The 12994-nt window shown below is 71.9% G+C and carries 8 protein-coding genes and 1 rRNA gene; 6 read left to right on the top strand and 3 right to left on the bottom strand.

Going from position 1 to position 12994, the window contains the following annotated elements; translation table 11 throughout:
- Positions 1 to 134: 134 nt before the first annotated feature.
- On the bottom strand, positions 135 to 4610 hold the full coding sequence (locus tag ACFYS8_RS33770; protein ID WP_387648930.1) for a HAMP domain-containing protein: 4476 nt from the start codon (positions 4608 to 4610) through the stop codon (positions 135 to 137).
- A gap of 514 nt (positions 4611 to 5124) precedes the next feature.
- Between ACFYS8_RS33770 and ACFYS8_RS33765 the strand changes: the two genes are divergently transcribed.
- The 6 genes from ACFYS8_RS33765 to ACFYS8_RS33740 all read left to right on the top strand — a co-directional run bounded on the left by ACFYS8_RS33765 (position 5125) and on the right by ACFYS8_RS33740 (position 11937).
- On the top strand, positions 5125 to 7680 hold the full coding sequence (locus tag ACFYS8_RS33765; protein WP_387648699.1) for a SpoIIE family protein phosphatase: 2556 nt from the start codon (positions 5125 to 5127) through the stop codon (positions 7678 to 7680).
- A 254-nt stretch (positions 7681 to 7934) separates the two neighbouring features.
- Positions 7935 to 8489, top strand: a complete 555-nt coding sequence (locus ACFYS8_RS33760) for a GPR1/FUN34/YaaH family transporter (protein ID WP_387648695.1) — start codon at positions 7935 to 7937, stop codon at positions 8487 to 8489.
- 161 nt (positions 8490 to 8650) lie between these two features.
- Positions 8651 to 9040, top strand: a complete 390-nt coding sequence (locus ACFYS8_RS33755; protein ID WP_380488798.1) for a GntR family transcriptional regulator — start codon at positions 8651 to 8653, stop codon at positions 9038 to 9040.
- Positions 9037 to 9927, top strand: coding sequence for an ABC transporter ATP-binding protein (locus ACFYS8_RS33750; RefSeq protein WP_387648692.1), 891 nt, complete (start codon positions 9037 to 9039; stop codon positions 9925 to 9927). Before ACFYS8_RS33755 ends, ACFYS8_RS33750 begins: the two co-directional genes overlap by 4 nt.
- Complete coding sequence (locus tag ACFYS8_RS33745; RefSeq protein ID WP_387648689.1) at positions 9924 to 10925, top strand: ABC transporter permease subunit; 1002 nt, start codon at positions 9924 to 9926, stop codon at positions 10923 to 10925. The genes ACFYS8_RS33750 and ACFYS8_RS33745 overlap by 4 nt, the downstream gene beginning before the upstream one ends.
- A gap of 145 nt (positions 10926 to 11070) precedes the next feature.
- Entirely contained in the window at positions 11071 to 11937 is an 867-nt protein-coding gene (locus ACFYS8_RS33740; protein ID WP_387648686.1) for a winged helix-turn-helix domain-containing protein, read from the top strand.
- A 5-nt stretch (positions 11938 to 11942) separates the two neighbouring features.
- Here ACFYS8_RS33740 and ACFYS8_RS33735 read toward each other — a convergent pair whose 3' ends face one another.
- Both ACFYS8_RS33735 and rrf read right to left on the bottom strand, forming a co-directional pair.
- Positions 11943 to 12824, bottom strand: coding sequence for a phosphatase PAP2 family protein (locus ACFYS8_RS33735; protein WP_387648683.1), 882 nt, complete (start codon positions 12822 to 12824; stop codon positions 11943 to 11945).
- Between the two features lie 84 nt (positions 12825 to 12908).
- A 5S ribosomal RNA gene (gene rrf / locus ACFYS8_RS33730) occupies positions 12909 to 12994 on the bottom strand; the annotation flags it as partial.

Genomic DNA, 12994 nt, shown 5'->3' with positions numbered 1-12994 from the left:
ATGCTAGCCGTACCCCCTTGCCTGCCACAGGCCCGGTGCCGGCCGTCACCGTCCGGTCACTGTTGGCAACGACGGGTGACCTTACCGGGTTCCCGGCCGGGGCCGCCAGCGCGGGCGGCCCCGTCGGGCGGCGGTTACCTGACGGGCAGGTGCTGGCGCATCACCGCCAGCAGGTGATCGGTCTCCACCGGCTTGGTGATGTGGTCGGTGGCGCCCGCCTGGAGGCTCTTCTCGCGGTCGCCCTTCATCGCCTTGGCGGTCAGCGCGATGATCGGCAGCCCGGCGAACCGGGGCATCCGGCGGATCTGCTCGGTGGTCGCGTAGCCGTCCAGCTCCGGCATCATGATGTCCATCAGCACCAGGGCGACGTCCTCGTGCTGTTCGAGCATCTCGATGCCCTCGCGGCCGTTCTCGGCGTACAGCACGGTCAGGCCGTACTGCTCCAGCACGCTGGTGAGGGCGAACACGTTGCGGATGTCGTCGTCGACGATCAGCACCCGCTCGCCGTCGAAGCGAACCTGGGTGCCGGCGCTGGTGCGCACCGGGTCGCCCTGGCGCGGGATGCTCTCCTCGGCCGCGCGCGGGGCTTCCTCGGGGCGGGCGGTGCGGCGGCGTTCCAGGGTGGAGCGGCGGCGTTCCTCGACCAGGCCGCGGGCCTCCTGGGTCCACTGCTCGGCGGGCGTACGGGAGGGCTCCAGGGCGCGCGGGACGGCGCCGCGCTCCAGCGCGACCGGCTCGGGGCCCTCGCTGCGCAGCGGCAGGTAGAGCGTGAAGGTGGAGCCGCCGCCGAGTTCGCTGGCCACGTGGATCTCGCCGCCCAGCAGCCGGGCGATCTCCCGGCTGATGGACAGCCCCAGGCCGGTGCCGCCGTACTTGCGGCTGGTGCCGCCGTCGGCCTGCTTGAACGCCTCGAAGATCTCCCGCAGCTTGTTGCCTGGGATGCCGATGCCGGTGTCGGAGACCGAGAAGGCGATCAGCTGCTCGTCGGGGTCGCCGATGGTGCCGGTCTCCAGCAGTTGCTCGCGCACGTGCTGGGGGGTGTCCGGGCCGGACACCGGGCGGATCATCAGCTCGACCGCGCCGGCGTCGGTGAACTTCACCGCGTTGGAGAGCAGGTTGCGCAGCACCTGCTGGAGGCGCTGCTCGTCGGTGTGCAGGGTGACCGGCAGGTCCGGGGAGACCCGGACCGCGAAGTCCAGGTTCTTCTCGGCGGTGAGCGGCCGGAACGCGGCCTCCACGTAGTCGACCAGCTGGACCAGGGCGATCCGGGCCGGGCGGACGTCCATCTTGCCGGCCTCGACCTTGGACAGGTCGAGGATGTCGTTGATCAGCTGGAGCAGGTCGCTGCCCGCGCCGTGGATGGTCTCGGCGAACTCGACCTGCTTGGCGGACAGGTTGCCCTCGTTGTTGTCGGAGAGCAGCTTGGCCAGGATCAGCAGCGAGTTGAGCGGGGTGCGCAGCTCGTGCGACATGTTGGCGAGGAACTCGCTCTTGTAGCGGGAGGCCAGCGCGAGCTGTTCGGCGCGCTCCTCGAGGATCTGCCGGGCCTCCTCGATCTCGCTGTTCTTGATCTCGATGTCGCGGTTCTGCTGGGCGAGTTGCTCGGCCTTCTCCTGCAACTCCTCGTTGGTGCGCTCCAGTTCCTCCTGGCGGGCCTCCAGCTCGGCCGAACGCATCGACAACTCGGCGGTCAGCCGCTGGGATTCGAGCAGCAGGCCCTCGGTCTTGGTGTTGACCGAGATGGTGTTGACGGTGACGCCGATCTGGTCGGCGATCTGGATCAGGAAGTCCAGCGCGACGGTGGTGAAGCTGGAGAAAGTGGCGAGTTCGATCACGCCGAGCAGCCGGTCCTCGAACAGCACCGGCATCACCACCACATGCGCCGGGGAGGATTCGCCGAGGCCGGAGGAGATCTTCAGGTACCCGGGCGGGGTCTCCTTCAGCACGATCGGCCGCTTCTCCACCGCGGCCTGCCCGATCAGGCCCTCGCCGAGCCGGAACGTGGTGGGCATGGTGCGCCGGTGGTAGCCGTAGGAGCCGATCAGGCGCAGCACGATGTCGTTCTCGTCGTCGTCCTCGGTGACGAGTTCGGCGGTACGCCCGGCGGGCTGGGCGAGGAAGAACGCGCCGTGCTGGGCGGAGACCACCGGGGTGAGCTCGCTCATGATCAGCGAGGCGACGGCGGACAGGTCGCGGCGGCCCTGCAGCAGACCGGACATCCGGGCCAGGTTGGACTTCAGCCAGTCCTGTTCCTTGTTGGTCCGGGTGGTCTCGCGCAGGTTGGCGATCATCTGGTTGATGTTGTCCTTGAGCTCGTCGAGCTCGCCGGACGCGTCCACGTTGATCCGCAGCGACAGGTCGCCCCTGGTGACGGCGGTGGCGACCTGGGCGATCGCGCGCACCTGCCGGGTCAGGTTGTTGGCGAGTTCGTTCACCGACTCGGTCAGGTCCTGCCAGGTTCCGGCCACGCCGGGGACGCGGGCCTGGCCGCCGAGCCGGCCGTCGGTGCCGACCTCGCGGGCGACCCGGGTGACCTCGTCGGCGAACGCGGACAGCTGGTCGACCATGGTGTTGATGCTGGTCTTGAGCTCCAGGATCTCGCCGCGGGCGTCCACGTCGATCTTCTGCGAGAGGTCGCCGCGGGCGACCGCGGTGATGACGAGCGCGATGTTGCGGACCTGGCCGGTGAGGTTGTTGGCCATCAGGTTGACGTTCTCGGTCAGGTCCTTCCAGATGCCGGCCACGCCCGGCACCCCGGCCTGGCCGCCCAGCATGCCGTCGGTGCCCACCTCGCGGGCCACCCGGGTCACTTCGAAGGCGAACGCCGACAGCTGGTCGACCATGGTGTTCAGGGTGTCGGCGAGCGCCGCGACCTCGCCGGCCGCGTCGACGGCGATCTTCTTGGACAGGTCGCCGCGGGCCACCGCGGACGCCACCTCGGCGATGTTTCGCACCTGGGAGGTGAGGTTGGACGCCATCAGGTTGACGTTGTCGGTCAGGTCGCGCCAGATGCCGGAGACACCGGAGACCCGGGCCTGACCGCCCAGCATGCCGTCGGTGCCGACCTCGCGCGCCACTCGGGTGACCTCGTCGGCGAACGCGGACAGCTGCTCGACCATGGTGTTGACGGTGGTGACGAGCTCGCGGATCTCGCCCTTGGCGTCAACGGTGATCTTCTTGGAGACGTCGCCCCGGGCCACCGCGGTGGTCACCTCGGCGATCGAACGCACCTGACTGGTCAGGTTGTTGGCCATCAGGTTGACCGAGTTGGTCAGGTCCTTCCAGGTGCCGGACACCCCGGGCACGCTGGCCTGGCCACCGAGGATGCCCTCGGTGCCGACGTCCCGGGCGACCCGGGTGACCTCGTCCGCGAACGCCGAGAGCTGGTCGACCATGGTGTTGATGGTGTTCTTGAGCTCGAGGATCTCGCCGCGCGCGTCGACCTGGATCTTCTGCGACAGGTCGCCCTTGGCGACCGCGGTGGTGACCTGCGCGATGCCGCGGACCTGCGAGGTGAGGTTGTTCGCCATCGAGTTGACGTTCTCGGTCAGGTCCTTCCAGACACCGGCCACGCCCGGCACCTGCGCCTGACCCCCGAGGATGCCCTCGGTACCGACCGCGCGCGCCACCCGGGTCACCTGCTCGGCGAAGCCCGACAGCTGGTCGACCATGGTGTTGATGGTGTTCTTGAGCTCGAGGATCTCGCCGCGGGCGTCGACCTCGATCTTGCGCGACAGGTCGCCCTTGGCGACCGCGGTGGTCACCTCCGCGATGTTGCGGACCTGCGCGGTCAGGTTGGCGGCCATGAAGTTCACCGAGTCGGTCAGGTCGCGCCACACACCGGCCACGCCCGACACCTGCGCCTGACCGCCCAGGCGGCCCTCGGTACCCACGTCACGGGCCACCGTGGTGACCTGCGCGGCGAAGGAGTTGAGCTGGTCCACCATGGTGTTGACGGTGTTCTTCAGCTCCAGCATCTCGCCGTCGACATCGACGGTGACCTTCCGCGACAGGTCGCCGCGGGCCACCGCGGTGGTCACCTCGGCGATGTTGCGCACCTGCGCGGTCAGCCGGCCGGCCATGGTGTTGACGGAGTCGGCCAGGTCCTTCCAGGAACCGGAGACGCTGCGCACCCGGGCCTGACCGCCGAGCTTGCCCTCGGTGCCGACCTCGATCGCCACCCGGGTCACCTGCTCGGTGAACTCGCTCAGCTGGTCGACCAGCCCGTTCACGGTGCGGCCGACCTTCAGGAACTCGCCGCGCAACGGGTAACTGGCGCCGGTGGTGTGCACCGAGCGCAGCTCCATGGTCTGCGTCAGGTCGCCCTCGGCGATCGAGGACAGCACCCGGCCGACCTCGGCCATCGGCCGGGCCAGATCGTCGATCAGCGCGTTGCAGTTGTCGACGGCCGCCATCCAGGCGCCCTCGCCCACACCGGTCTCCAGGCGCTCGGACAGCCGGCCCTCGCGGCCCACCGCCCGCCGCACCCGGGCCAGTTCACCCGTCAGGTGCTGGTTGCGCTCGGCGACCTCGTTGAACACCGCGGCGATCTCCGCCAGCAGGCCGTCGCCCGGGAAGGTCAGCCGGCGGCGGAAGTTGCCGTCGCGCATCGCGGTCAGCGCAGCCAGCAGCTTGCGCAGCTCCGCGGGCTCCGCGCCGCGCTGACCGGGGCCCTGGCGCCGGCCGCCGGCCCGGGCGGGCGGCGCCGACCGCGTGCCGCGCGCAGCGGCCGTCGTGGTTCCGGACACGTCCTTGGTCGCCGAACTCAACGGGGCCCTCCCAGGTCCTCACTGTCACCGCGGCGGAAGGGCCGGAGAAACGGCCCGTGGATTCCCCGCCGTCCCCTCGACCGTACTGCGGTGGTGACGGCACACGGACCCCCCAGTGTGACAGCACTGGCACCCGGTGTCGGACCGGTTGTGGAGGGTTTTCGCGGGCGACCAGGGGAACGACCGGAGAAAGTCGTGAAGGAAATCACCCCCAGGGGCTTGTTTCAGCTCCCCGCCCCCGCGGGGTACCAACCGGAAAGTAGGGTGGAGGGCCGCACCGGGTCGAGGCGACCCCGCCCTGGCCCGCCGCAGATCCCGCCCCACCCGACGTACCAGCAGCAGAGGAGACGTGGCCGTGGTCACCGCGCGCGCAGCCGCCACCTTCGAACCGGTCGACCGGTCGGCCGCCGCGGCCCGCGGCTTCGTCCGGGACGCCCTGCTCGGGTGGGACCTGCCCGAGGTGGTGGACGACGCCGTGGTGCTGGTCAGCGAACTGGTCACGAACGCCGTGGTGCACGCCGGGACGGCCGCCGAGGTGGCCTGCGTGCGCGAGGAGGAAACCGTCCGGATCGAGGTCAGCGACCGGCACCCCGAACGCGGCCAGACCTCGTTCGCCAACGTGACGCTCAACTCCGACCGGTACGCCGACCCGGACAGCGAGGGCGGCCGCGGCCTGCTCATGTGCTCGGCGCTGTCCAGCAGTTGGGGCATCGAGTACGCGGCCGGCCGGAAGACCGTCTGGTTCCGCCTCGCCCTGCCCCAGCAGCAGCCCGGCACCCGGTACGTGCTGCCCAGCCTGCCCGGCGGCGAACTGCCCGCCGCGGACGGGCCGGTGCGGGTCGCCGTGGTCCAGCTCGACGACCACGGCCGGATCCGGCACTGGAACGCCGACGCCGAATCACTCTTCCAGCTCCCCGCCGACGCCGTGTTCGGCCGCCCCTGGGCCGAACTCGCCGTCTGGCCGCAGACCCCCGGCCTCGGCCTCGGCGACACCCTGCGCCTGGCCCGCTGGGAGGGCAGCTACACGGTGCGCGGCGGCGACGGCGCCGCCCGCGAGGTGTACGGCGCCCACGTCCGGCTGCGCGACAGCGGTGGCGCGCCGATCGTGATGTGCCTGCTGGTGCGCGAGTCCGACCGCGCGGTGCTGCGCACCCCGGGCACCGCCGCCTCCACCGAGGCCGCCACCACCGCCGTCGAACCGCTCGACCTGCTGGTCGGCCCGGTCGCACCCGACGACCTGTCCAGCCTGCTGCAGCGGATCGTCGAACGCGCCCGCGACCTGCTCGACGCGGACGCCGCCTACCTGATGCTCACCAGCGAGGACGAGACCGAGTTCGAACTGCGCGCCGCCACCGGCCTTGCCGGCCCGGCCCGCCGCTTCGCCCGGCTGCCGATCGACGGCGGCGCCGGCCGCTTCGACTCGGCCCGGCTCCCGGCCGTCCACGAGGACCTCGCGGTGCGGCCCGGCGCCGCACCGCTGCTGGCCGGCACCGACCTGCGCTCGCTGATCACCGTCCCGCTGAAGGTCGAGGGCCGCCTCACCGGCTCGCTCGGCGTGGCCGCCGCCCCGCCCGGCCGCTACGACAACGAGGACGCGCTGCGCCTCCAGTTCGCCGCCGACCGCATCGCGCTGGCCCTGGAGAGCGCCCGGCTCGGCGAGCTGGAGCGGCTGCGGCGCGGCTCGCTGTCCTTCCTGGTGGAGGCCTCCGACCTGCTCGCGGGCACCCTCGAGCACGAACAGACGCTCGCCCTGATGGCGCAGATGGCGATCCCCACCCTGGCGTCCTGGTGCGCCGTCTACACCACCGCGGACGCCGCCGCCGGCGCCGACCTCGCCTTCGTCCTGCACGAGGACGAGGACCGGATCGACGCGCTGCGCGCCCTGCTCGACAAGACCCCCGCCCCGGAGGCGGTGTACAGCCCCGGCGCCCGCACCTGGGCCGCACCCGCCGAGACCGCCCACGCGCTGGGCCTGGCCGACAGCCCCGAACTGGCCGGGCTGCTCGGCGAGACGGTGGTGCTGCCGCTGTCCGCCCGCAACCGGGTGATCGGCCTGCTGGTGCTCGGCACCCGGCGCGGCGTCCGGTTCCGCCAGGAGATCCTGGAACTCGGCGAGGACCTCTCCCGCCGGGCCGCCCTGGCGCTCGACAACTCCCGCCTGTACTCGGAGCGCACCGCCATCTCGCAGGCCTTCCAGCGCGCCCTGCTGCCGCCGGAGCTGCCGAAGATCCCCGGCGTCGAGGTCGAGGTGTTCTACCAGGCCGCGGGCGAGGGCAACGAGGTCGGCGGCGACTTCTACGACCTGTTCCCGATCCGCGAGGGCACCTACGGCTTCGCCATCGGCGACGTCTGCGGCACCGGCCCCGAGGCCGCCTCGGTCACCGGCCTGGCCCGCAACTCGCTGCGCCTGCTGGCCCGCGAGGGCCTGAGCGCCCCGCAGGTCCTCACCCGGCTGAACGCGGCCATCCTGGACGAGGGCAGCCGGGCGCGCTTCCTCACCCTGCTGTACGGCGAGCTGACGCCCCGCGAGGACGGCTCCACCGCCCTGTCGCTGGTCTGCGCCGGCCACCCGCTGCCACTGCGGCTGCGCACCGACGGGCAGGTCGACCAGGCCGCCTCGCCGCAGCCGCTGCTCGGGGTGATGGACGAACTCGACCTGACCGCCGAGGAGTTGGTGCTCGCCCCGGGCGAGGTGCTGCTGTGCGTGACGGACGGCGTCACCGAGCGCCGGGAGGGCCGCCGGATGCTCGGTGACGACGGCCTGATCGAGGTCCTGACCGGCTGCGCGGGCCTCACCGCCGGCGCGGTCGCCGCCCGGGTGCACCGCGCGGTGGAGCGCTTCGCACCCGAGCCGCCGTCCGACGACATGGCGATCCTGACCCTGCGCATCCCGACCCAGCGGCTCAACTAGTCACGTTTTGCTCACACTTGCTCGTTCAGCGCGGTTCACAAGGGTACAAATCCCGGAGGCCGGGTAGACCGTAGGCGCCGGGGGATTCCACCCCGGAGGGCATCGACCGGCGGCTCGGCCGCCGGTTCTCTCATTCGCCGCAGCCGCCGCACCCGTCTTCGGTGCGCCCACGACCCGGCACCCGGAACCACCTCGCACACCCACCCTTCACCGCGATCTCGCCATGCCCTGGCGCAGAGTGAAAGGAGCCTCCGGTGAGCAATGACGCCTCCGGGGCGAACGCCCGATCCGCAGACGCGGGTCCTCTCGGTTACCTGGCCCTCGGTCTCACCCTGCTCGCGTACGGCCTGCTCGGCACCGGTGTCCTCAGTGGCACCTCGTCCGGCGGCGCCTCGTCGCTGGCCCACCTGGTCGGCGGGGTGACGCTGTTCGTCGCCGGCCTGTGGCAGTTCCGTGGCGGCGACCGCTTCAGCGGCACCGCGTTCACCGCTCTCGGCGCCTTCTGGGCGACCTGGGCGGCGGCCGGCGGGGCCGGCCGGCACACCGCGGGCCTGTTCCTGCTGCTGTGGGCGCTGCTGGCGCTCACCCTGACCGCCGCCTCCTGGGGCGACGGCCTGCTCGCCCGCGCGGTCTACGGCCTGCTGACGCTGTCCCTGGTGCTCAGCGCCATCGGTGTCCTCAGCGACACCGGCGGCTGGGGCAAGGTCGGCGCCTGGATCGCCGCCCTCTCCGGCCTGGCCGCCTGGTACTGGGCTACCGCCACCCTCACCGGCGGACGCTGGGGCCGGGTGGCACTCCCGGTCAAGTAACCGTCGCAGTCCCCGAGGCCCGGACGCCACCCCCACGGCGCCCGGGCCTCGGCATGTCCGCACCCATCTCCGCTGGTCAACGCCCTTGATGAAACCCTTACTTGACGATTCGTCGGATCGTCAGTTCTATAGTGCTAGGAAGCTAGATAAATGAGGTTGTGGTGATCGAGTTCCACATCGAGCCCCGGTCCGGTGTCGCCCCTTACCTGCAACTGGTCCACCAAGTACGACAGGCCCTCCGACTGGGCCTGCTGCACCAGGGCGACCGGCTGCCGAAGGTCAAGGACGTCGCGGCCAAGGTCGCGATCAACCCCAACACCGTGCTCAAGGCTTACCGCCAACTGGAGAACGAGGGCCTGGTCTCCCCCAAGCCCGGCGTCGGCACCTTCGTCACCGGCACGCTCGGCGACCCCGCCACGTCCGAACACGAGCCGCTGCGGCAGGAGTTGCGCCGCTGGCTGGCCTCGGCCCGGGCCGCCGGACTGGACCCGGAGTCCATCGAGGCCCTCTTCCTCCAGACCTTCCGAAGCACCGTCGAAGAGGAGCGATGACCGCGATCGTCGAAACCCGGGCGCTGACCAAGCGCTACGGCCGCCGCACGGCCCTGGCCGACTGCACCCTGACCGTCCCCGCCGGACGCGTCGTCGGGCTGGTCGGCCCCAACGGCGCCGGCAAGTCCACCCTGCTGCAGCTCACCTGCGGCCTGCTCACCCCCACCAGCGGCACCGTCGAGGTGTTCGGCCGGCCCCCGGCCGCCGACAGCGCCCAACTCGGCCGGGTGGGCTTCGTCGCCCAGGACACCCCCACCTACGCCGCCCTGAGCATCAACGACCACCTGCGCCTGGGCGCCAAGCTCAACCCCCGCTGGGACGCCGCCCTCGCCGACCGCCGCATCCGGCAACTCGGCCTCGACCCCACCCAGCGGGCCGGCCGCCTCTCCGGCGGCCAGCGCGCCCAGCTCGCCCTCACCCTCGCCGTCGCCAAACGGCCCGAACTGCTGCTGCTGGACGAACCGGTGGCCGCCCTCGACCCGCTCGCGCGGCGTGCCTTCCTGCAGAGCCTGATGGAGTTCGTCGCCGAATCCGAGTCGCAGGCCACCGTGGTGCTCTCCTCCCACCTGGTCTCCGACCTGGAACGGGTCTGCGACCACCTGATCGTGCTGGCCGGCTCCCGCATCCAGGCCGACGGCGAGATCGACGACCTGCTCGCCACCCACTTCCGGCTCACCACCGCCCGCCGCGACGCCGACACCCTGCCGGCCGGCATGCGGGTGATCCACGCCGAACACACCGAACGCCAGAGCACCTTCGTGGTCCGCGCCGACGCCGCCGTCGACGACCCGTCCTGGGTGATGGAACCGCTCGGCCTGGAAGACCTCGTCCTCGCCCACCTCGAAACCGCCGCCGACCCCCGACCCGCCCTGGAGCTCCAGCGATGATCTGGCTGACCTGGCGCCAGTTCCGCGCCCAGTTCATGGTGGCCGCCGCCGTACTCGCCGCCGCCACCGCCTTCCTGCTGATGTCCGGCCTGGACCTGCGGGACAAGTACCACGACCTGACGTCCGGCTGCCCCGGCGGCGGCTGCGCCGACGGGAACCAGCTGATCGACACCTACGCCTTCCCCTACTGGACGGGTACGACGCTGGTCATCGTGGTGCCCGCACTCATCGGGGCGTTCTGGGGCGCGCCGCTGATCGCCCGCGAGCTGGAGACCGGCACCCACCGGCTGATCTGGAACCAGGGCATCGGCCGCGGCCGCTGGCTGGCCGTCAAACTGCTGCTGGTCGGCGCCACCGCCGTGATCGTCACCGGGCTGCTCAGCCTGCTGGTGACCTGGTTCTCCGCCCCGCTGGACCACCTCAGCCACGACCGCTTCACCCCGGTACTGTTCTCCGCCCGCGGCATCGTCCCGCTCGGCTACGCCGCGTTCGCCGTCGCCCTCGGCACCTGCCTCGGCCTGTTCCTGCGCCGCACCGTCGCCGCGATGGCCCTCACCCTGGCCGCCTTCGCCGCCGTCCAGGTGCTGGTCCCGCTCGCCGTCCGCCCCCACCTCGAGCAGCCCGTGCACAGCGTGATCGCACTGGACGCCGACGCCCTGAGGTCCACGCGGATGCTCGGCTTCACCGGCGCCCACGGCCCGTCCGCGACCTTCGTGGCCGGCATCGACAAGCCCGGCGCGTGGATGCTCTCCAACAGCTCGCCCGTCCAGGACAGTTCCGGCCGGACCCTCACCCTCGGCACCCAGCCGTGCGCGAACAACAGCCACGACGTCCCGTCCGAGGAATGCCTCGCCCAGGCGAACCTGCACGTCGCCGTCGACTACCAGCCCGCCGACCGCTACTGGCCGTTCCAGTGGATCGAGACCGCGATCTACCTCGCCCTCGCCGCCGCCCTGGCCGCCCTCACCACCTGGGGCCTGCACCGCCGCCTCGGCTGATCAACACACAGGAGCGGCCGAAGCCAACGCAACTGGCTTCGGCCGCCCCCTCACCCTACGACCGACCGAGTCACCGGCTGAACGATCCCGCAATCCACTCCCGCCCCACCGGCCGATTGCTAGGGTCTCCGATCGGAGGCTACGCATGGGCCAGTGGCAGGTGGGCACGGAGACGCTCGCCGCATGCCGTTTTGCGTTCTCGCCGCTGGTCGAGACCGTCGCCACCCTCGGCATCCTCGCCGAGATCCGGCCCGAACCCTGGCGCCGCGCCTGGCTCGCCACCCACCAGCCCGCGTTCCACCAGCACCTCGCCGCCTCGCCCCAGCTCGCCGACTGGCTGGCCGGCCGCCAGGCCGCCTACTGGCCCACCGAGTTCCGGCTCCCACCGCCCGACCCGGACGCCACCCCGCACGAGTTCGACCTCACCGGGCTCGACCTGGCCCCCGCACTCGCCGAACTCCTCGGCTGGACCTGGCAGCACGTCGTCCGCCCCGAATGGCCGGCCCGCCTGCGTGCGCTGCGCGCCGACGCCACCGGCCGCCGCCGCCTCGCCGACCACCACGGCTGGCCCGCCGCCCTCCCCGTGCTCGGACCCAGGCACCGCTGGCTCTCCACCGGCCGGCTCCAACTCACCGTCCCCACCGACGGCCCCCCGGACGCCGAGCTGCTGTTCGTCCCGACCGGCGCCCGCCACGGCTGGATCACCCAGGACGCCACCCGGGTCGCCGTGATCTACCCGATCTCCGCCGCGCCCGTCCCCACCCCGCGCACCCCGCCCGCCAGCCTCGGCCGCCTGCTCGGCAGCGCCCGCGCCGAACTGCTCGCCGGCCTCGACCGCCCGCGCGACACCGTCCAGCTCGCCACCCTCACCGGCCTCAGCCCCGCCGCCGTGGACGACCACCTCACCGTGCTGCTCGACGCCCGCCTGGTCGCCGGCGCCCGCTCCGGCACCGCCGGCCGCTACTACCGCACCGCCCTCGCCGAAGCCCTGCTCTCCGCCCAGCCCGGCTGAGCCCGTCAACCCTCCACCGCGCTGGACTCCCGCTCCTGCTCCTCGGGAAGTACCGCCACCGCCTCCTCCGGCTCCTCGGGCCGGCGCCACCCCGACAGGGCCGCCTGCACCAGGTAGACGGTCAGCAGGATCGCCAGCGCCACCAGCCCGTCCGCCCAGAAGTGGTTGGCCGTCACCACGACCACCCACACCGTCACCAGAGGGTGCAGCACCATCAACCACCGCCACGGCCCGCGGGCGACCGTGATCACCGCCACCGCCGTGATCACGCACCACGCCACGTGCACCGAGGGCATCGCCGACAACTGGTCCGCCACCACCCCCGCGACCGCGTTGCCGTACACCGACTGCCCGTACTGCGCCGCCAGATCCACGAACCCGTTCCCCGGCAGCATCCGCGGCGGCGCCACCGGAATGAACTGGATCAGCAGACACACCGCCGTGGTCGCCACCACCGTGGTCCGCACCCACGCGTACCGCTGACGGTGCCGCAGGAACAGCCACAGCAGCACTATCAGCATCACGCCGAAGTGCATCGTCGCGTAGTAGTAGTTCGCCGCCTGCACCAGCCACGGATGCCCCACCACCGACCGCTGCCAGTCCGCCTCGTCCGGCAGCCCCAGTCCCAGCTCCGTCCGATGGATCCAGTCCGCCCGGTCCAGCGCATGGTCCGTCCCCACCAGCGACAGATGCCCCACCACCTGCCACAGCGCGAACAACGCCAGCAGCGTCCCCGCCTCCCGCAGCACATCCGCCGCGACCCGCCCCCGACGCCACTCCCCCGTACTGGCCCGCCGCGCGGCCACCCGACCGACGGTGAACGCCGCTCCGTACAGCGCCGCGGAGGCCGCGGCCGAGGTTTGCCAGGTCAAGGTCAGGTTCTGCATTTGCGAAGGCTATCCGGAAATTTTCCGGCCGGGAATGCAAAGAAGCCCCCTGACATCCCGTCAGGGGGCTTCTTCTGAAGAATTGTTCGGCGGCGTCCTACTCTCCCACAGGGTCCCCCCTGCAGTACCATCGGCGCTGTGAGGCTTAGCTTCCGGGTTCGGAATGTAAC

This window comes from Kitasatospora sp. NPDC004615, from assembly GCF_042873545.1.
In the GTDB taxonomy this organism is placed as follows: Bacteria; Actinomycetota; Actinomycetes; order Streptomycetales; family Streptomycetaceae; genus Kitasatospora.
The sequence above is the reverse complement of the archived record's forward strand: the minus strand, read 5'-3'. Positions and strand labels throughout refer to the sequence as shown.

What these genes read in the sequence shown, in the direction of transcription:
- ACFYS8_RS33735 (WP_387648683.1), bottom strand. Translation starts at nt 12,824, where the DNA reads ATGCAGAACCTGACCTTGACCTGGCAAACCTCGGCCGCGGCCTCCGCG.
- ACFYS8_RS33740 (WP_387648686.1), top strand. Translation starts at nt 11,071, where the DNA reads ATGGGCCAGTGGCAGGTGGGCACGGAGACGCTCGCCGCATGCCGTTTT.
- ACFYS8_RS33745 (WP_387648689.1), top strand. Translation starts at nt 9,924, where the DNA reads ATGATCTGGCTGACCTGGCGCCAGTTCCGCGCCCAGTTCATGGTGGCC.
- ACFYS8_RS33750 (WP_387648692.1), top strand. Translation starts at nt 9,037, where the DNA reads ATGACCGCGATCGTCGAAACCCGGGCGCTGACCAAGCGCTACGGCCGC.
- ACFYS8_RS33770 (WP_387648930.1), bottom strand. Translation starts at nt 4,610, where the DNA reads ATGCGCGACGGCAACTTCCGCCGCCGGCTGACCTTCCCGGGCGACGGC.